Source organism: Streptomyces sp. NPDC059443 (assembly GCF_042750105.1).
Lineage (GTDB): Bacteria > Actinomycetota > Actinomycetes > Streptomycetales > Streptomycetaceae > Streptomyces.
The window spans coordinates 31,992-51,587 of record NZ_JBHYVM010000025.1 but is presented as its reverse complement, the minus strand read 5'-3'; the positions used below and the strand labels follow the sequence as shown (position 1 = coordinate 51,587).

General features: G+C 72.7%; 12 protein-coding genes. 5 read left to right on the top strand and 7 right to left on the bottom strand.

Translation table 11 applies throughout. The features are described 5' to 3' along the window. Window positions 1-154 precede the first annotated feature (154 nt). Window positions 155-2,227 carry an elongation factor G gene (gene fusA, locus ACFXDJ_RS23415; RefSeq protein ID WP_384850183.1) on the top strand — a complete coding sequence of 691 codons (2,073 nt, stop codon included), beginning with the start codon at window positions 155-157 and terminating at the stop codon, window positions 2,225-2,227. A 74-nt stretch (window positions 2,228-2,301) separates the two neighbouring features. Here fusA and ACFXDJ_RS23410 read toward each other — a convergent pair whose 3' ends face one another. From ACFXDJ_RS23410 to ACFXDJ_RS23380, 7 genes are all read right to left on the bottom strand, one after another. Further along, window positions 2,302-3,084 (bottom strand): maleylpyruvate isomerase family mycothiol-dependent enzyme, encoded by a 783-nt coding sequence (locus tag ACFXDJ_RS23410; RefSeq protein ID WP_384662968.1) that lies wholly within the window; start codon window positions 3,082-3,084, stop codon window positions 2,302-2,304. Between the two features lie 411 nt (window positions 3,085-3,495). Continuing rightward, complete coding sequence (locus tag ACFXDJ_RS23405; RefSeq protein ID WP_384662970.1) at window positions 3,496-3,849, bottom strand: UBP-type zinc finger domain-containing protein; 354 nt, start codon at window positions 3,847-3,849, stop codon at window positions 3,496-3,498. Next, window positions 3,846-5,345, bottom strand: a complete 1,500-nt coding sequence (locus ACFXDJ_RS23400; RefSeq protein ID WP_384850180.1) for an ATP-binding protein — start codon at window positions 5,343-5,345, stop codon at window positions 3,846-3,848. Before ACFXDJ_RS23400 ends, ACFXDJ_RS23405 begins: the two co-directional genes overlap by 4 nt. Then, the gene (locus tag ACFXDJ_RS23395) at window positions 5,342-7,018 is read right to left on the bottom strand and encodes an FAD-dependent oxidoreductase (protein ID WP_384662973.1); all 1,677 of its coding nucleotides are present in this window, start codon (window positions 7,016-7,018) and stop codon (window positions 5,342-5,344) included. The genes ACFXDJ_RS23400 and ACFXDJ_RS23395 overlap by 4 nt, the downstream gene beginning before the upstream one ends. After that, entirely contained in the window at window positions 7,015-8,343 is a 1,329-nt protein-coding gene (locus tag ACFXDJ_RS23390; protein ID WP_384850237.1) for an anhydro-N-acetylmuramic acid kinase, read from the bottom strand. The genes ACFXDJ_RS23395 and ACFXDJ_RS23390 overlap by 4 nt, the downstream gene beginning before the upstream one ends. 5 nt (window positions 8,344-8,348) lie before the next feature. Beyond that, complete coding sequence (locus ACFXDJ_RS23385) at window positions 8,349-9,668, bottom strand: MFS transporter (RefSeq protein WP_384661934.1); 1,320 nt, start codon at window positions 9,666-9,668, stop codon at window positions 8,349-8,351. A gap of 102 nt (window positions 9,669-9,770) precedes the next feature. Beyond that, window positions 9,771-10,982 carry a serine hydrolase domain-containing protein gene (locus ACFXDJ_RS23380; protein WP_384661937.1) on the bottom strand — a complete coding sequence of 404 codons (1,212 nt, stop codon included), beginning with the start codon at window positions 10,980-10,982 and terminating at the stop codon, window positions 9,771-9,773. Between the two features lie 256 nt (window positions 10,983-11,238). On the opposite strand from ACFXDJ_RS23380, the gene ACFXDJ_RS23375 reads away from it, so the two are divergent. The 4 genes from ACFXDJ_RS23375 (at window position 11,239) to ACFXDJ_RS23360 (ending at window position 19,476) form a co-directional block, all read left to right on the top strand. Beyond that, window positions 11,239-13,836: a collagenase gene (locus ACFXDJ_RS23375; RefSeq protein WP_384661940.1), complete on the top strand. Its 2,598-nt coding sequence runs from the start codon at window positions 11,239-11,241 to the stop codon at window positions 13,834-13,836. 161 nt (window positions 13,837-13,997) lie between these two features. Then, on the top strand, window positions 13,998-14,471 hold the full coding sequence (locus ACFXDJ_RS23370; RefSeq protein ID WP_384661943.1) for a flavodoxin family protein: 474 nt from the start codon (window positions 13,998-14,000) through the stop codon (window positions 14,469-14,471). 260 nt (window positions 14,472-14,731) lie between these two features. After that, window positions 14,732-16,447: a glycosyltransferase family 2 protein gene (locus tag ACFXDJ_RS23365; protein WP_384661946.1), complete on the top strand. Its 1,716-nt coding sequence runs from the start codon at window positions 14,732-14,734 to the stop codon at window positions 16,445-16,447. A 14-nt stretch (window positions 16,448-16,461) separates the two neighbouring features. Then, window positions 16,462-19,476 (top strand): acyltransferase family protein, encoded by a 3,015-nt coding sequence (locus ACFXDJ_RS23360; protein ID WP_384850177.1) that lies wholly within the window; start codon window positions 16,462-16,464, stop codon window positions 19,474-19,476. Window positions 19,477-19,596 lie beyond the last annotated feature (120 nt).

Here is a 19,596-nt window from a genome sequence, read left to right as displayed (position 1 = left end):
TCAGGTTCCGTCCCCTTCCGCCGCACCCGTACGCCTCCCTGCCCGGATCTCTTCCGTGCGGGGCGGCGGCGCCGCCGCGGCTGCCCGGGGGCGGACGTACGGGTCCGGGAATCGCGCCGCCCCTTTCTTCTCTTCACTCGAAAGGCCTCGGGCCATGCGCGCCAACGGGCGACCCCTCACCACCACCTCCCCCACCGCCGTCCGCAATCTGGGCATCCTCGCCCACGTAGACGCCGGCAAGACCACGATCACCGAGCGCATCCTGTTCGCGACCGGTGCCATCCACAAGCGGGGCGAGGTGCACGACGGCACGACCGTCACCGACTTCGACGCCCAGGAACGCGACCGCGGCATCACCATCTTCGCCGCGGCCGTGAGCTGCACCTGGGGCGGACACCGCGTCAACCTGATCGACACCCCGGGTCACGTGGACTTCTCCGACGAGGTCGAGCGTTCCCTGCGGGTCCTGGACGGGGCGGTCGCGGTGTTCGACGCCGTCGCCGGGGTCGAACCGCAGAGCGAGACAGTGTGGCGGCAGGCCGACCGGCACGGTGTGCCGCGGATCGCGTTCGTCAACAAGCTGGACCGGGCGGGCGCCGACCTCGACACGGCCGTCGCCTCGATCCGCGAGCGCCTCGGCGCCGTTCCCCTGGTGGTACAGCTGCCCGTCGGAGCGGAGGACTCGTTCTCCGGCGTCGTCGACCTGCTGCGGATGCGCTCGCTGCACTGGCGCGCCGGCGCGGACACGTACGAGGAGGGGCCCGTCCCCGAGCCGCTGCGAGAGGAGGCGCGGCAGCGGCGCCGGCTCCTGGAGGAGACGGTGGCGGAGCTGCACGCCGACGCTCTGGAGGAGTTCTGTGCCACCACGGCGCTGACGGAGCGGACCCTGGTGCGCGCCCTGCGGGAGCTGACCCTGTGCGGGGACGGGCTGGTGGTGCTGTGCGGCTCGGCGTACCGCAACCGCGGGATCGAGCCGTTGCTGGACGCGGTCCTGGCGTACCTGCCGTCGCCCGCCGACATGCCCCCCGTGCGGGGGATGTCCGACGGCACGGAGCAGGAGCGCTCCCCCGATCCGGCGGAGCCGTTCGCGGCCCTCGCCTTCAAGGTGACGGCGACGGCGACCGGGCGGCTCACCTACCTACGGGTCTACGCGGGCACCCTGCGCAAGGGCGCGACGGTACTGGACGCGGCCACGGGCCGCACGGAGCGGGTCGGCCGGATCCTGCGGGTCCAGGCCGACCGGCACGAGGAACGGGAGGAGGCGGTGGCCGGTGACATCGTCGCCGTGATCGGGCTGAAGGCGGCCCGGGCGGGCACGACCCTGTGCGCGCCGGGAGCTCCGCTGGTCCTCGAACCGCCGTCGGTGGCCGAACCGGTGGTGTCGGTGGCGGTCGAGGCACGTCGCAACGGCGACACCGGCCGGCTCTCGTCGGCCCTGGCGCGACTGGCCGAGGAGGACCCCTCGCTGGTGGTGCGGTCGGACGCGGAAACCGGCCAGACCGTGCTGTCGGGGATGGGCGAGCTGCACCTGGAGGTCGCGGTGGAGAAGCTCCGCAGCGGCCACGGGGTGGAGGTCGTCGTCGGCCGGCCGCAGGTCTCGTACCGGGAGACCGTCGTGCGCGGGGTGAGCGGCCTGGTCCACCGGCACGTCAAACAGGACGGTGGCGCGGGCCAGTTCGCGCACGTCGTCCTCGACGTCGAGCCGCTGGACGAGCCGTGCTTCGAGTTCCGGTCGACGGTGGTCGGCGGCCGCGTGCCGCAGGAGTACGCGCGGGCCGTGGAGGCCGGCTGCCGGGACGCCCTCGCGGAGGGCCCGGTCGGCGGGTTCCCGGTGACGGGGCTGAGGGTCACGCTGACCGACGGGGCGACCCACTCCAAGGACTCCTCGGAGATGGCGTTCCGCGCGGCGGGCCGGTTCGGGCTGCGCGAGGCCCTGCGCCTGAGCTCGATGGAGCTCCTGGAACCGCTCGTCGAGGTCACGGTGACGGTTCCGGAGGACGGCGTCGGCGGCGTCCTGGGTGATCTCGCGGCCCGCCGCGGCCGGGTCTCCGGGTCCACGGCCGAGGCCGGGACCGCGGTGATCACGGCGACCGTGCCGCTGGCCGAGCTCTTCGGCTACGCGTCCCGGCTGCGCGGCCGGACCCAGGGCCGGGGCACGTTCACCACCCGGCCGGCGGGTCTCGCACCGGTCCCGGCCTCGGTCGCGGGGGCCCTGCCCGTCCGGTGACCACCGGCGCGCCGCGCCACCCGCCGTCTGTCCCGCCTCCGCCCCTGGAGGCGGGGCAGACGGCCGGACGACCCTCAGAACGCCGAGTTGGCGAACCAGTGGGCGAGCAGGTCCGGGTCGCCCTCTTGCTGGAAGGCCTCGCTCCGGTGGTCCAGGCGGCCGTAGAGGAGCATCAGGAGGTCGGCGGCCGTTCCCCGGACCGTGGCGGCGGCCGCGGCGCGGGAGTCCGTGGGGCCGGTCAGCAGGGCGAAGCCGTCGGGGCGCAGGCCGACCAGCCAGTCACCGTAGCCATCGCGGCCGCCGTCGCCGTCCGTGCAGCTGAAGCGGACGGTCCGGTCGGGGGCGCGCAGTTGCGCCGTCAGCGGCGCGAACGGCGAGGCGAACGGCAGGTTGGTGAGGAACTCGTCGATGCCGTCGACCGCGAGCGCCCGGTCGACGTGCGGTACGAGCCCGAGTGCGAGCTCGGCGTCGACCCGGTGGACGAGGGTCTCGAAGAGCATGCGCCGAACCCAGAACCGGGCGTGCTGGTCGACTCCCCAGGCCCACATCGGTGCGTCCAGGTCGGTGGCGGCGAACATCTCGGCCGCCTCGCCCGCGCTCATGGCCAGCCAGTCCGGAAGGCCGTCGGGCTGCTCGGGCAGGCGCAGGTCCACGTCACGGCTGGTCGGCGGCTGCTGGACGCGCTGGCGGAGCAGCTCGGTGAACCAGCGGTGCACGCTGCCGACGTGCCGGGTCAGGTCCCCGAGGGTCCAGTCGGGGCAGGTCGGCACCGGGGTGGAGAGGTCGGCCGCCTTGACCGTGGCGACGAAGCCGGCGGCCTCCGCCGCGACGGCCGCTGCGTGCTCGGCGGGGTTCATGTCCGTGCCTTCCGCTGGTGGTGCCGCTCCGGGCGGCAGGGGTACTTAAGAGGCTAGATAGTTCATACCTTCAAGTAATACGAAGTTAATTCGCACGCGCCGAGGATGTCAATTCCCGCCGGACCACCGGTGCGGAGTGCGGGAAGCGACCCTCGTTTCGCCGGATCCCGGGCCCCCACCCCCGTGGGGGGCTCCGCTCCAGCCGGGACTTCCCGTACTCCGTCCGCACTCCGCGGCGTGTTGGTACCGCCTGTACCTTCCGGGAACGATCACCACTCTATGGCCGAAAAGATCACCCGGCCCCGGGCAGCACACGCCAGCAAGGGGACCGAACGCGCCACGGGGGGACACTCCGCGCCACGAGGGGGACATCAGGCGCACGCCGGGGGCCGCCGGCGCGGGGCGGACCGTTCAGCCGTGGAGCAGCCGGGTCCAGTCCTGCGGTACGCGGCCGGGCGGGCCCGGTGCCGGCTGGTCGGCCGGGTGGTCCGAGGGCGGGGCCAGCTCGGGGCCGGACTCGTACAGCTCGTTGCCGGCGTAGTCCCAGAACCAGTCCTCCCCCGGTTCGTAGCTCTGCACGAGCGGATGGCCGGTGGAGTTCCAGTGGGCGGTGGCGTGCTGGGCGGGCGAGGAGTCGCAGCAGCCGATGTGGCCGCACTGGGCGCAGCGCCGCAGGTGGAACCACCAGCCGCCCACCGCGTCGCATTCGACGCAGCCGGTGCCGGTGGGCGGGACGCTCGGGTCGACTCCGTCGATGGCGGTCATACGGGCTCCTCGGGGGGCGCGGTTCCCGGCTCGGTGTCTTGCACGCCGTCCGGCTCGGTGCCGGATTCCGGGGCGGTCAGCGGCAGCAGGACCTGGAAACGGGTGTCGCCGGGTACGGACTCGACCTGGAGGCTGCCGTGGTGCTTGCTGACGACGATCCGCCAGGAGATGTCCAGGCCGAGACCGGTCCCCTCGCCGACCGGTTTGGTGGTGAAGAAGGGATCGAAGATGCGGCTGCGGATGTCCGCCGGGACACCGGGCCCGGTGTCCCGGAACTCCACCAGCAGCCGGTCCCCCTCCCGCGCCGTGCGGACGGTGAGCGTGCCCTCGCCGCCCGTGCTCCCGATGGCGAAGACGGCGTTGTCGATGAGGTTGGTCCACACCTGGTTGAGCTCCGCCGGGTACGCGGGCACGTCCGGCACGGAGCGGTCGTACTCCTTGACCACCCGGATCCCGCGGCCGATCTTGCCCGACAGCATCAGCAGGGTGCTGTCGAGGAGTTCGTGGACGTCGACGACCCGGTGCGGGGCGCGGTCGAGTTGCGAATACTGCTTGGCGGCGTCCACGAGGTGGGAGATGCGGGTGGTGGAGTCATCGATCTCGTCCATCAACAGCTCGGTCTCCACCGTGTAGTTGAGCCAGCCGATGGCCCCCGGCAGGATGTCTTCGGCCACCGTCGCCGCCACGTGGTCCAGCCAGTCCGTGTCCAGTCCGGCCTGGACGAAGGTCGGTGCGATGCGCCAGCCCTCCGCGATGCCGTGGTCGTCGAGCCAGTCGGCGAGTTCGTCCTCCCGGTCGGAGGCCTCCAAGGGGCTCAGCACCGGCGCCTTCGCCACGCGTTCAACGGTGCGCTCCTGGATCTCGATGAGGTCGGCGATCGCCTCGCGGGGGTAGTTGCCCTGGGAGATGTGCGCCAGCTTGTGCCGCATCTTGCCGACGCGTTCGCGCAGTGTGGCGGTGGCCCTGACGGCCGCCGCGGCCGGGTTGTTGAGCTCGTGGGTGAGCCCGGCGGACAACGACCCCAGGGCGAGGAGCCGTTCGCGCTGTCCGATGGCCTGCTGGGTGCTCCGCGAGCCGAAGAAGAGCCCCTCCAGCAGGTGCGCGGCCATCGGGAACCATTCCCGCATGACGTCCGCGAACGACTGTGCGGGCAGCACGAAGAACCGCGTCGGTTCCGTCACCCGCATGGAGTTGTTGTACGTCTGCGGCACCCGGTCGCCCAGGTAGGCCTGCATGGCCCCCGCGTACACCCCGCGCTGCGAGGTCCGGGCCACTTCCACGTCGTCGGCGCCGACCCGGCGGGACATGACGACGGTGCCCTCGATCATCACGTAGAAGCAGGTCGCCGGGTCACCCTCGGCGTACACGGGACCGGCGTCGAACCGCTCCACGCGTCCCTCGGCGCACAGCCGCCCGAGCTGCTCCGGGGAGAGCTTCTCGAAGAGGAACAGCGAGGCGATCTCCTGCGGGGAGCAGGGCATGGCCCGCCCGCTCACGACTGCTCCAGGTACCGGTGGACGAGCATGACCGCCATGGCTCCCTCTCCGACGGCGGAGGCGACGCGCTTGGCCGACCGGGCGCGCGCGTCGCCCGCCACGAACACGCCGGGCACGTTGGTCTCCAGGTGGTAGGGCGGCCGGTCCAGCGCCCACTCGGCCGGGGGCCGGCCGTCCGGGGTGAGGTCCGGGCCGGCCAGGATGAAGCCGTGCTCGTCGCGCAGCACCGTACCGTCCAGCCAGTCGGTCAGCGGGGCCGCGCCGATGAAGACGAACATCCACTGGGCGTCGACGAGTTCGCTGGCGCCGGTGTCCACGTCCCGCAGCGTGAGCTGCTCAAGGTGTCCGTCGCCGTGGGCCTCCTCGACGACGGTACGGGTCCGCACGGTGATGTTCGGCGCCTCCTCGATCTGCTGGATCAGGTAGTACGACATCGATGCGGCCAGGGACTCCCCACGGACCAGCAGCGTCACCGACTTCGCGCCGCGCGCCAGGTACATCGCCGCCTGTCCGGCGGAGTTGGCGCCGCCCACGATGTACACGTCCTGCTCCAGGCAGGAGGCGGCCTCGGTGAGCGAGGAGCCGTAGTACACCCCGCGGCCGGTCAGGTCTTCGCAGCCCGGCGCTTGGAGCTGCCGGTAGGACACGCCGGTGGCCAGGATGACGCTGTGCGCGGCGATCGCCGAGCCGTCGGAGAAGCGGACCACGCGCGCCGCGCCGTTGACCTCCAGCCCCGTGACCTCGCGGGCGGTGAGGATCTCGGCGCCGAACCGGCCGGCCTGGCGGCGGGCGCGGTCCGTGAGCTGTGCGCCCGATACGCCGTCCGGGAATCCGAGGTAGTTCTCGATGCGGGAGCTCTGCCCGGCCTGCCCGCCGGTCGCCGACCGCTCGACCAGGACCGTACGCAGCCCTTCGGAGGCCCCGTACAGGGCCGAGCCGAGCCCGGCCGGGCCGCCGCCGATCACGATGAGGTCGTAGAACTCGGCGGTGGGGGTGGTGGCGAGCCCCACGTGCGCGGCCAGCTCGGGGTCGTCCGGCTCGATCAGTACGCCGCCTCCCGGAGCGATCACCACGGGCAGTCGCTGCCCGTCGGCCCCGGCCGCCCGCAGCAGCCGCTGCCCCTCCGGCTCCTCGCAGGAGTACCAGCGGTACGGGACCTGGTTGCGGGCCAGGAAGTCCCGCACGGCCGAGGAGCGGGCCGACCAGCGGTGTCCGATCACCTTGGTGGCGGGCACGGGCCGGTGGTCGCTGGAGCGCCAGGCGGCGAGGAGGTCGTCCAGGACCGGGTAGAGCTTCTCCTCGGGCGGGTCCCACGGCTTGAGGAGGTAGTGGTCGAGGTCGACGACGTTGATCGCGTCGATCGCCGCGTTGGTGTCGGCGTAGGCGGTCAGCAGCACGCGCCGGGCGCCCGGGTACACGGTCAGGGCCTGTTCGAGGAACTCGATGCCGTTCATCTGCGGCATGCGGTAGTCGGCGAGGATCACGGCGACCAGGTCGCCCCGCAGTTTCAGCTCGCGCAGGGCCTCCAGTGCGGATTCCCCGGACTCCGCGCGCACGATCCGGTAACCGGATCCGTAGCGTCGCCGCAGGTCACGGGCGATGGCGCGGGAGACTCCCGGATCATCGTCCACGGTCAGGATCACGGTCCGCGCTGTGTCGGCGCCCTCTGTCATACCTCTCCCGCCCCGAGCGGCCCGGAGTGGCGGCGCGGCGAGCCGCCCGCGCCCGGTTCCCGACCATCGTATGTTCGATCGTCCCGGTTCGCTCGGAGCTTCAAGCTGATGGGCGGGGTCGTCAACGGCTCCGGCAGGCGCAGGCCCGCCGCGCCGGGGGTGAGCGAGCCGAGGACGCTCGCGCGCCGGGCGCCGGTGCAGGAGGGGACGGTTCCCGGCAGGCCGTGCGCGGTGAGCCAGCCCAGGACGGCGAAGGCGTACGCCTCCTTCGCGGCCGACGGCAGTCCGAGCTCGTCCGAGGTCCGCAGCGGTACGCCCGCGCCTGCGCCCCTGCCCGCGCCCGCGCCGCTCAGCTCCTCGCGCAGCCAGCGCATCAGTACCGGGTTGCGGGTGCCCCCGCCCGACGCGATCACCTCCGTGGCCCCGAGGGGCCGTACGGCGTCGGCGACGGTCCGGGCGGTGAGCCGGGTCAGGGTGGCGACGACGTCCTCGGCGGACAGCGGGCCGAAGGCGGCCAGCGCCGCACGCAGATAGGGCAGGTGGAACAGTTCCTTGCCCGTGGTCTTCGGCGCGGGCCGGGCGTAGTACGGCTCCTCCAGCAGTGCGCGCAGAAGCGGCGGGCACACGGTTCCCCGGGCGGCGAGGGCGCCGTCCACGTCCATGCGGCGCTCCCCGCCCGAGGCCTCCCGCCCCGCGAGTTCCCGTACCGCCGCGTCGATCAGCGCGTTGGCGGGCCCGGTGTCGAAGGCCAGCGGTTCACCGCCCGCGCCGTGCGCACCGCCCGCGCCGTCCGGGACCACGGTCACGTTCCCGATGCCGCCCAGGTTGAGTGCCACGGGCACGCCCGGCCGTCCCCGCAGCCACATGACGTCGACGACGCTGACCAGGGGCGCGCCCTGGCCGCCGGCGGCCACGTCGCGGGTGCGGAAGCCGGAGACCACGGGGCGGCCGGTCGCCTCGGCGATCCAGGCCGGTTCGCCGAGCTGGAGCGTGCCGTGGACCCGGCCGTCCTCGGTCCAGTGGTAGACGGTCTGGCCGTGGGAGGCGATCAAGTCGGCCCGCCCGTCGCACAGTTCGAGGTCGGCCCGGACCGCCGCCGCGGCGAAGGCCCGCCCGATGCGCGTGTCGAGCCGGCACACCGCGGCCAGATCCGTCCGGGCGGGCGGCAGCGCCCCGGCCAGCGCCGCCCGGAGGTCTTCCCCGTACGCCGTGCTGATCATGCCCAGCGGTGTGAGCACCAGCGCGTCCCCGTCCAGGGCGAGGTCGGCGGCGGCCGCGTCGATGGCGTCGTAGGAGGTGCCGGACATCAGCCCGACCACCCGCAGGGCGCTCACCTCAGCGCCCGCTCGTGGTCGTCGCCGCGCAGCGTCAGCAGCGCGACGGCGCTCACCGCGCAGGCGGTGGCGGCGTAGTAGGCGGGAACGTCGATGTTCCCGGTCCACTGGACGAGCCTGGTGATGATCAGCCCGGCGCTGCCCGAGAACACGGCGTTGGACAACGCGTACGCCAGCCCGAGCCCGGTGTAGCGCACGGTGGTCGGGAACATCTCGGCCAGCATCGCGGGCCCGGGCCCGGCCATCAGCCCGACGACCGCCCCTGCTCCGAAGAGCGCCGCCCCCTTCGCGTACACCGGCGCGCCGGCGTCCTGCACCAGGTTCAGCAGCGGCAGCGCGAGTACGGCGACCAGCAGTGCTCCGGCCAGCATCACCGCCCGGCGCCCGATCCGGTCGCTCAGCAGGCCGGCGGGCAGGATCGACGCCGCGAAGCCCAGGTTCGCCAGGACGGTGGCGGCCAGCGCTTGCTGGAAGGACGCGTTCAGCGTGCTCTGGAGGTAGGAGGGCAGGACCACCAGGAAGGTGTAGCCGGCCGCCGACCACCCCATCAGCCGCCCGGCGCCCAGCGCGACGGCCCTGACCGTTTCTCCGGCGGGCGGCCGCCGCAGGGGTGCGCTCCCGCCGTCGGCGGCCGCCGTGAAGGCGGGCGTCTCGTCCAGGCGCAGGCGCAGGCCCAGTGCGAGGAGCCCGAGCGGCAGCGTCAGCAGGAAGGGCAGCCGCCAGCCCCATCCGTCGAGCTGCGACGGGGTCAGTACGGCCGCCAGGAGCGCGGCCGCGGCCGCGCCCGCGAGCAGGCCGAGCGCCACGGTGAACGACTGCCACGCCCCGTACAGACCCCGGCGGCCCGGCGGTGCGAACTCCGTCATGACCGAGACCGCTCCCCCGAACTCCCCGCCCGCCGAAAGCCCCTGGACGATCCGCAGCAGGGTCAGCAGGCAGGGGGCGGCCACGCCGATGGACGCGTAGGCCGGCAGGGCGCCGATGAGGGTCGTGGCGGCGGTCATCAGGCAGATGACCAGGACGAGCGTCGGGCGCCGGCCGATCCGGTCGCCGAGCCGCCCGAACAGGGCCGCCCCGACGGGCCGGAAGAAGAACGCGAGGGCGAACGACGCGTACGTCTTGACGAGCGCCGCCACGGGGCTGCCGCCCTCGGGGGTGAAGAACTGCGCCGCGATGACGGTGGCGAAGTATCCGTAGACGCCGAACTCGTACCACTCGATGAAATTGCCGACCGACCCCGCCACCAGCACCCGGCGGGAGCCGGCCGGCCGGACCGGCACGGGAGAGCGGACCGGACCGGGGACGGGTGAGGGCATGGACCCAAGCGTGCTGACGGGAAGGCCGCGCCACAAATCGCTTCCGCCATCTGCCGTACGTGCGCGCGGGCCGGGCAGGATCCGAAGGAGACGGCCCGGGCCTCAGCGCATCTTGAGCGCGTGTCCGGGGGCGAGGGCCGCGGAGATGCGTTCGGCGATGGTCTGGGCCGAGTTGCCCGCGGGGCTCTTGGGACCCTTCGTCACGGTGACGGAGATCGCGAGCTTCTTCGCGGGCAAGTAGGCCTGGATGGCCGCGTACCCGGAGAACGACGGGTTCGTCAGGATCCAGCCGTCGATGACGATCACGCCCAGGCCGAAGTGGTGGGCCGCCGTGTTGGTCAGCAGGCAGACGCTCGCCGGGCAGGTGGCCGTCGCGTGGCCGAGGCCTATGGTGCCCGGATCGAGCTGGGTCTTGAAGGACTGCGGGGTCAGCAGTTCCCCGGTCCCGACGGCGCGCGCGGACCGGTCCAGATCGCAGATGTCCTGGACGAGGACAGCGCCGGGGGCGGTGGTCCACGAGGGGTTCCAGAAGGTGGATTCCTCGTAGGTGCCGCGCTCGGAGGTGAAGGCGTGCAGGACCGGTTCGGGGATCTGTGGCGTGTACTGGTTGCTGGTCTGGCTCAGCCCGAGCGGTTCGTACACGTGTTGCCTGAGCAGTTGGTCCAGCGGGAGGCCGCTGATCTTTTCGAGCGCGGCGCCGAGGATCGCGAAGTTGGCGTGGGAGTAGCTCCAGTTGGTCCCCGGCTCGTACAGGAGCGGCTTGGCCGTGGCGATGCCGATGACCTCGGCCGGTGTCCACTTGCGGAACGGTGCGGCCTCCAGCTCGGCCAGGAAGACGGGGTCCGTGACGTAGTCGTGCAGGCCGGACGTGGAGCTGCCGAGCATCCGCAGGGTGATTTCCGAGCCGTGCGGCACGTCCGGCAGCCAGCGGGACACCGGATCGTCGAGTGAGGCCTTGCCCTGCTCGACGAGTTGGAGCAGGACGGCGCCCATGTAGACGATGGCCACGGACCCCGTACGGAAGTGCATGGACGGATCGGCCGGGACCCCGGTCATCGATTCGCCGAGCGCCGTGGTGAGGACTTCCCGGCCGTCGGAGGAGACCCGCAGGACGACCGAGTTCAGACCGAACTCCCGCTGTGCCTGCCGGGCGATGCCGAGGATCTCGCGGGCGTCGCCCTCGGCGGGGCCGGGCGAGCTGACACAGGCCCGCGGGGCTGCCGCGGCCGGTTCCGCACCCACGGCCGCCCCGGCCGGAAGGGCGGTGCCCATCAGGCCGGCGATGCACAGCAAGACCGTACGCGTACGCCTCACCCCGCCAGTATCGCCGCGTGAGGCGCGCGGCGCATTCGGTACGGAGCGCGGCCCGGCCTGACACCGACTCAGATGCCGAGAAAATCCATCGGGGTCTTCCTGGGCCATGTGATGTGTGCCATGTTACATTGCACAGCTCGTTTCCGTGTACACGACAGAGTTGAAGTCCCCACCAACTCCCGTTGTCGCGCGGCCCGTTCCTCACCTTCGCCGTGTTGCCAGCACGGCCGCAGACCGGCTCGGAGGCCCACCCCCCATGCGAAGTTCCCCCACCACGAAGGGCCGCGTCCGGCCCCTCATAGCCGCACTGGCCTGCTGTCTGGGCCTGACCATGCTCGCCCCCGCCGGCCAGGCCTTCGCGCGCGAGACGAAGCCCGCCGCCCCGGCGCCGGCCTGGAAGCCGGGCGCCGCCCCGCAGCCCTCCACGGATGCGGCCGCGGCCGCCTCACTGAGGGCGGAGCACGCGGCTCGGCCGAGCACGGACCTGTCCGGGCGCGCTCCGCTCCGGGCCGCCACCGACCCGGCGCGGAGCGAACAGCACAGAGCCAAAGCCACGTTGGTGTCCGGCACCGGCGCGGGCGTCGGCGCGGGCGCGGGCGCGGGCGTCGGCGCCCTCGCCGCGGCCTGCAACATCGCCGACTTCACCTCGAAGACCGGCAGTGCGCTGGTCCAGCAGATCAAGGCCTCCGACCTCGACTGCGTGAACACCCTGTTCCAGCTCAAGGGCGCCGACGCGAAGGCCGCCTTCCGCGAGGCACAGATGGTCTCGGTGGCCGACGCGCTGCGCTCCGCCTCCACCGCGTACCCCGGTGACAACAGCACCTCGGCCGGACAGCTCGTGCTCTTCCTGCGCGCCGGGTACTTCGTGCAGTGGTACAACGCGTCCACCGTCGGCACCTACGGCCCGGCCCTGAAGAGCTCGATCCAGGGGGCCCTGGACGGGTTCTTCGGCGCGCCGCGCTCCCAGGACGTGACCGAGGCCAACGGGCAGACCCTGTCCGAGGCGGTCGTGCTGATCGACAGCGCCCAGGAAAACGCGCGCTACCTCGGCGTGGTCAAGCGGCTGCTGACCGGTTACAACTCCTCCTACGACAGCTCCTGGTCGATGGTCGCCGCGGTCAACAACGCCTACACCGTCCTGTTCCGCGGCCACCAGACCGCCGAGTTCCTGCCCGCCGTACAGGCGGACCCGGGCATCCTCACCGTGCTGCGCGACTTCGCCGTCACCCACGACGCCCTGCTGGGCACGGACAAGGCCTACCTGACGGCCAACGCCGGCCGTGAACTCGGCCGCTTCCTCCAGCACCCGGAGCTCCTGGGAGCCGTACGGCCGCTCGTCAAGCAGCTCCTCGACCGCGGCTCCATCACCGGCCGGACCGCCTCCCTCTGGGTGCCGCTGGCCGAGATGACCTCCTCGTACGACGCGGCCAACTGCGCGTACTACAGCACCTGCGACCTGCCGAACCGGGTGCGCGCCGCCATCCTGACGGTCAATCACACCTGTAGCCCGAGCCTGCGGATCGTCGCGCAGCAGATGACGGACGCGGAGCTGTCCGCCACTTGCACCAGCCTGGCCAACCAGGACGCCTTCTTCCACAACGTGGTCAAGGACAACGGCCCGGTCGCGAACGACAACAACACCACCATCGAAGTGGTGGTGTTCGACTCCAGCTCCGACTACCAGACCTACGCCGGAGTCATCTTCGGCATCAGCACCGACAACGGCGGCATGTACCTGGAGGGCGACCCTGCCGCCGCCGGGAACCAGCCGCGCTTCGTCGCCTACGAGGCGGAGTGGGTGCGGCCCGCGTTCCAGATCTGGAACCTCAACCACGAGTACACGCACTACCTCGACGGCCGCTTCGACATGTACGGGGACTTCGACCTGGGCATGACGACCCCGACCGTGATGTGGGTCGAGGGGTTCGCGGAGTACATCTCGTACTCCTACCGCAACGTCACCTACGACCGGGCGGTCACCGAGGCGGGCAAGAACACGTACAAGCTCAGCACGCTGTTCGACAACACCTACGACAACTCCGACCAGACCCGCGTCTACCAGTGGGGCTACTTGGCGGTGCGCTACCTGCTCCAGTCGCACCCGCAGGACGTGGCCACGCTGCTCGGCCACTACCGCACCGGCGACTGGGCCGCCGCCCGCACCCTGCTGACCTCCACGATCGGCACCCGCTACGACGCCGACTTCGCGGCCTGGCTGGCCAAGTGCGCGGCCGGCGACTGCGGGGGAACCACCACCCCGCCGGCCAACCAGGCCCCGGTGGCCGGGTTCACCTCCGCGGTGAACGGTCTTGCCGTCAACTTCACCGACGCCTCCACGGACGCGGACGGCACCATCGCCTCCCGGTCCTGGAACTTCGGTGACGGCGGCGCCGGCTCCACCGCCGCCAACCCGGCCAAGACGTACGCCGCGGCCGGCACCTACACCGTGACGCTCACCGTCACGGACGACAAGGGCGCGACCGCCAGCACAAGCAAGGCGGTCACCGTGGGAGCCGCCGGCCCCGCCGAGTGCACGGCCGCCGACACCCGGGCGCTCGGCGACAACTGCCTGCGCTCCAACGTCTCGGCCACGACCGGGAACTACGGCTACTTCTACCTGAACGTCCCCGCAGGCACGACCTCCCTCAAGATCTCCGTCTCGGGCGGCACGGGCAACGCCGACCTCTACTACAGCCCCACCAACTGGGCCACCACCAGCAACTACACGGCCCGCTCCAGGCACAGCGGCAACACCGAGACCCTCACGATCAGCAACCCCCCGTCCGGCTACGTCTACATCAGCCTCTACGCCGTCCAGGACTTCGCCAACACCACCGTCTCCGCCCGCTTCTGAGCCCGGCCCGGATCCCCGTTGGCCCCCACCCCTCCCCGGAGGGGTGGGGGCCGACGGCCGGTTCGGGGGTGTCCGCCGTCACACGGGCGCGGCGTCACATTCGGCGTCCCCACGCGGTCCTCGCTACAGAAGCAAGCGAACCGAGGGAAGGGACCGTCACCATGAAGGCCGTCATCGTCTGCGCCTCCGTGTCACACGGCAATACGCGTCGTGTAGCCGACACCATGGCCCGCGTACTGGGCGCGAAGGTCGTCACCCCCGAGCAGGCCGACCCGGCGGAGCTCGCCGGGGCCGACCTCGTGGGATTCGGCTCGGGCGTCTTCTACGGCAGGCTCCACTCCAGCCTGACCGCTACCGTCGAGGCGCTGCCCGCCGGGCGGCGGAGCCGGGCGTTCGTGTTCGCCACCAGCGGGCTCCCCGAGGTGCCCCTCGCACCCGTCACCCGCCCGCTGGTCCGGCTCCTCGAAGCCAAGGGTTTCGGGGTGGACGGGAGCTTCTCGTGCCGGGCGTTCGACACGTGGGCGCCCTTCAAGCTCGTCGGCGGCATCAACAAGCAGCGACCGAACCCCGGCGACCTGGCCGCGGCGCAGGCCTTCGCCGAACGCCTGCGGGACGGGGCCGGGTCACGGCCCTGACCCGGCCGCGGGCCGGTCCCGACAGCGGACTCGGGCCGCCCGCGCAAGTCTTTGGGGTCTGTTCACCCCCACGTGACCTGCACCTTCCCGACGGGGAGGGGTGGGGACGCTCGAATGGACCCCTGAGAGGTCTGGACCACATGAGACGCGCCAAACCCGTGGCTCATTCGGCCTGTTGGCCGTCCCGTAACAAATGGTCTAGACCTGTGACGCTATGATGGCCACCTGAAACCGGCGCATAAACAGCCGTGGGGGGCTTTATGACGTTTCATCATCTTCCGCATCTTCCGCAACCTCCTACCGACGAAGAGCTCTACTGGTACTTCGGCCCGCAACGACGCTGGGTCCTCATCAGCACCTCGCTCGCCTTCTCCTTCACCGCGGCGACCATGTTCACCTTCGCGCTGCGCACCCCGGCCCTGTGGGCCTTCCTCGCCGTCCTCGGGCTCAACGTCGTCGCCCTCGGCCTCTCCTCGGTGAACAGCCTGCGCCAGCGCCGGCTGACCCGACCCTCGCACGAGGTGCTCGTGCGCGCCTGGCAGCCCACGCAACTGCCGAGCGTGGACCTGTACTTGCCGACCTGTGGCGAACCGCTCCCCGTCCTGGCCAACGCCTACCGCGCCGTGGCGGCCGTCGACTGGCCCGGCGCACTGACCACTTGGGTACTGGACGACGCGGACCGGCCCGAAGTCGCCGCGCTGGCGGCCTCGTACGGGTACGAGTACGTCGTGCGCCCGGACCGGGGGCACCTGAAGAAGGCCGGCAACCTCAACCACGCGCTGACGCTGAGCGACGCCGAGTTCATCGCCATCCTCGACGCCGATTTCGCACCCCGGGCCGACTTCCTGCGCCATCTCGTCCCCTACCTCGCCGACCCGGCCGTCGGCATCGTGCAGAGCCCGCAGTGCTTCGACACCGACGAGACCATGGGCTGGATCCAGCGGGCCGCCGGCTCCGCGCAGGAGTGGTTCTTCCGCTGGATCCAGCCGTCCCGGGACGCGAGCGACGCCGCCATCTGCTGCGGCAGCAACGCCGTCTACCGGCGCAGCGCCATCGACCTGGCGGGCGGCTTCGCCCGGCTCGACCACAGCGAGGACCTGTACACCGGCCTCGCCCTCCACGAACAGGGCTTCCGCACCCTGTACGTACCGGTGCTGGTCGCCAAGGGGACCTCCCCCGACACCGTCACCTCCTTCGTCAACCAGCAGTACCGGTGGGCGATGGGCAACCTCCACCTGCTCGGCACCCCCGTACTGCGGCGGATGGGCGCGCCCTGGCGGATGAGGCTGTGCTTCTACGAGGGCGTCGTCGGCTACCTGGCCGCCGCCGTGAACACCTTCGCGGCGCCGCTGCCGCCCCTGGTGATGATGTTCTGGTATCCGGACCACATCCGGCCCTGGCACGTCCTGCCGCTGCTCGCCCCGCTGTGGCTCTGGCACGTGCTGCTGCCCCGGATCAGCCGGACCCGCTGGCGGGTGGAGGTCATCCGGGCGAACGTCCTGACGAGCGTCGCCGCCGCCACCGCCTTCCTGCACACCCTGCGCGGCCGCAGCGCCGACTGGGTGCCCACCGGCGCCCGGAGCACCGGCTCCTCCGGCGGGATGGCCCGCCGGGTGGTGGGCGTCTCGCTGCTCTGGCTCGTCCTCTCCAACGGCGCCGCCGCCGCGGGTCTCGCGCTGGCCGTGGCCCGCAACGGCTGGGAGCCCAACTGGGGCCTGTTCCTCTACTTCCTCGTGCAGTGCCAGATCAACGGCCCGCTGATCCGCGACCTGATCGCCGAGCTGCGCCCGGCGGCGGCCGCCGCCCCGGCCCCGGCCACTGCCCGCCCGCGCAGCCTCGTACGGAGCTTCCCGCTCGCCCGCTCCGGCGTGCTGCCCCGCCGCTGGCCCGAAACCCTCGCCGCCTCGGCGGTCCTCCTGCTCACCGGCCTGGTGGCATCCGGGTGGGTCAACCCGATGCTTCCCTGGCTGAGTTGAAAGGCTTCACGACCATGCTGTTCCCCCTGGCACCCGGCGCGCACCGCGACCGCCGGCGCGCCGCCGCGCCACCGACCGGACCCCCGGCCTCCCCGTCGGGCTCCGGCGAGTCCGGGCCCAGCCCGCACCGGTCCGCCTTCCGGCCCGACATCGAGGGACTGCGCGCCCTCGCCGTTCTCGCGGTCCTCGCCTTCCACGCCGGTATTCCGGGGCTCGCGGGCGGCTTCGTGGGCGTGGACGTCTTCTTCGTCGTCTCCGGCTACCTCATCACCGGCCTCCTGGTCCGGGAGGCCGTCACCACCGGCCGGATCCGGCTCCTGGACTTCTTCTCCCGGCGGGCGCGAAGGCTGCTGCCCTCCGCCGCCGTCGTGCTCGCCGCGGTGGCCCTGGCCGGGGCCTGGCTGACCGTCCCGCTGCGCCGCGCCGACCTGGAGCACGACGTGGTCGCGGCGGCGCTCTCCGCCGCCAACTGGCGGTTCGTCGCCCAGCAGACCGACTACCTCGCCGCCGGACGGGACCAGAGCCCGCTGCTGCACTTCTGGTCCCTCGCCGTCGAGGAACAGTTCTACCTCCTCTGGGCCCCGCTGCTCGCCCTGATCGTGCTCGGCGTGACCCGGTCGGTGCGCCGTGGCCGCGCCGTGCGCTCCGCCGTGTGCCTCGCCGCCGTACCGCTGGTCCTCGGGTCGTTCGCGCTGTCCCTGCGGTGGACGGGGCATTCCGCCTCGCTCGCCTACCTGGCGACGCCCTCGCGCGTCTGGCAGTTCGGCGTCGGCGCGCTGCTGGCCCTGCTGCCCTGGCACCTCATGCGGGGCCCCCGGCCGCTGCGGCTGCTGTGCGGCTGGTCCGGGGGCGCGGCGATCCTCTGGTGCGTGGTCTCGTACGACACCTCCACCCCCTATCCCGGGTACGCGGCCCTCGTGCCGACCCTGGCCACCGGCGCCGTCATCCTCGCCGCGATACCCGGCCGGGGCGAGCACACCGCGATGGGCGCCTACGGGGTCGGCCGGCCGCTGGCGGGCCGGGCGCCCCGGGCGGTGGGGCGGCTCTCCTACAACCTGTACCTGTGGCACTGGCCGGTGCTCGTCCTCGCCGGGGCCCGGTTCGGCGCTCTGGGCTGGCCGGTGAAGGCCGCGCTCACGCTGGCCGCCGTACTGCCCGCCTACGCCACCATGCGCTGGGTCGAGCGGCCGCTGCGCCGTAGCCGCACCGTCTCCGAACTCCCGCGCCGCGGGCTGTCGGTGGGCGTCACGGCCGTCGTACTGCCCGTCGTCCTCGCGCTCGTGGTGGGCACCACGACGCTGAACCTGCTGGGTCCGGCCGCGCCGGTCGAGCTGAACGGCCTGCCCCCGGGCGCCGCCTTTGGCCCGCACCTGCTGGCCCGGACCGCCGGGGCGCCGCTCCAGGACGGCCCCGTGGTACCCGGACCCGCCCAGGCGCGCAAGGACTTCCCGCCGGACGGGGCCTGCGAGGTCGCCCCGGCGGTGACCCGCAGCCCGGATTGCCTGTTCGGCGCGGTGGACAGCCCCGACCGGATCGTGCTGCTCGGCGACTCGCACGCGGGCCAGTGGTTCTCCGCGATGCTCGCCATGGCCTCACAACGCGGCTGGGCACTACAGGAGTTCGTGAAACAGGGCTGCCCGCTGCCCCGACTGGCCGTGGACAGCCCGCAGCTCGGCCGCGCCTACCGGGAGTGCGACACCTGGCGGGCCGACACCCTGGACCGGCTGCGGCAGCAGCCGAAGCCCCGTCTCATCGTGATCTCCTCCCTCAACCGCTACACCGCCGACCCCGAACTCCTGGCGGCGGGCTGGGAGAAGACCCTCGAACCGCTGCGGGCGCTCGGCGTGCCGATCGTCTACATCGAGGACACCCCCGTGCCCGGCACGGACGTCCCCGCGTGCGTCTCCGGCAGCCCGGAGGCCCCCGACGCCTGCGCGTTCGGCCGTACGAACGCCCTGCGGCCCGATCCCCTGGCGCGGCGGATCGCCTCCGGCGCGCTGCCCGGCATACTCGGCGTCAGCGTGAACCCGGTCCTGTGCCCGGGGGACGGCCCGAGCTGCCCGGCCGTACTGGACCGCATCCTGCTCTACCGGGACGACGCCCACCTGACCAATGTCGCGACCGTGGTCCTGACCCCCCGGCTGGAACGGCTGCTCACGGAGTCCGGGGCCCTGCCCGCCGTGGCCGCCTCCGCGGCACCAAAGGCGTCCGGTTGGACCGAGCTGCTCCGGGACGACTTCGACGGCCCCGCGGGCAGCGCCCCGTCCGCCGCCAACTGGCTGCACGACATCGGTACGTGCTACCCGGGGTGCCCCGCACCCCAGTGGGGCACCGGCGAGATCGAGACCATGACCGACTCCACCGACAACGTCCGGCTCGACGGGAAGGGGGTGCTGGAGATCGTCCCCACCCGCAAGGACGGCCGGTGGAGTTCGGGACGCATCGAGACCAGGCGCTCCGACTTCGCACCGCCCCCCGGCGGCACCCTGCGCATCGAGGCCTCGATCGCCCTGCCCGAGGTGGCCGGCCCGAAGGCGGCGGGCTACTGGCCGGCGTTCTGGACCCTCGGCGCGCCGTTGCGCGACGGGTACACGGGGTGGCCGGGCATCGGGGAGCTCGACGTGATGGAGTCCGTCAACGGGCGGGACAGCGTCTACGCGACCCTGCACTGCGGGATCCTCGAAGGTGGCCCGTGCCGCGAGCCGGCGGGGCTGAGCTCGGGGCCGCGGCCGTGCGACGGCTGCCGCTCGGGGTTCCACTCGTACGCCGTCGAGGTGGACCTCTCCCCCGGCGGCGAGGAGGTGCGCTGGTACCTGGACGGCCGTGTGCACCACCGGGTGGCCGCCTCCGCCATGGACCCGGACACCTGGAAGCGGGCGGTGGACCACGGGCTGTTCCTGATCCTCGACGTGGCCGTCGGCGGCGGCCTCCCCCTCGCCGACGGCGCGGTCCCCGGCCCGGAGACCGAACCGGGCCACCCGATGCGCGTCGACCGCGTCACGGTCTCCAGCCGGGCACGGTCCTCGTGAGCCGGGGCGGCCCGGTCCGGGCCGAACCGGACCGGGCCGGGGCGGTCCCGGCCGCCCCCCCCCCCCGGAAAGCGCCGCCCAAGGCGCCGGGACCGGCCCGCGGCCGCCGCGGCCGGGCGC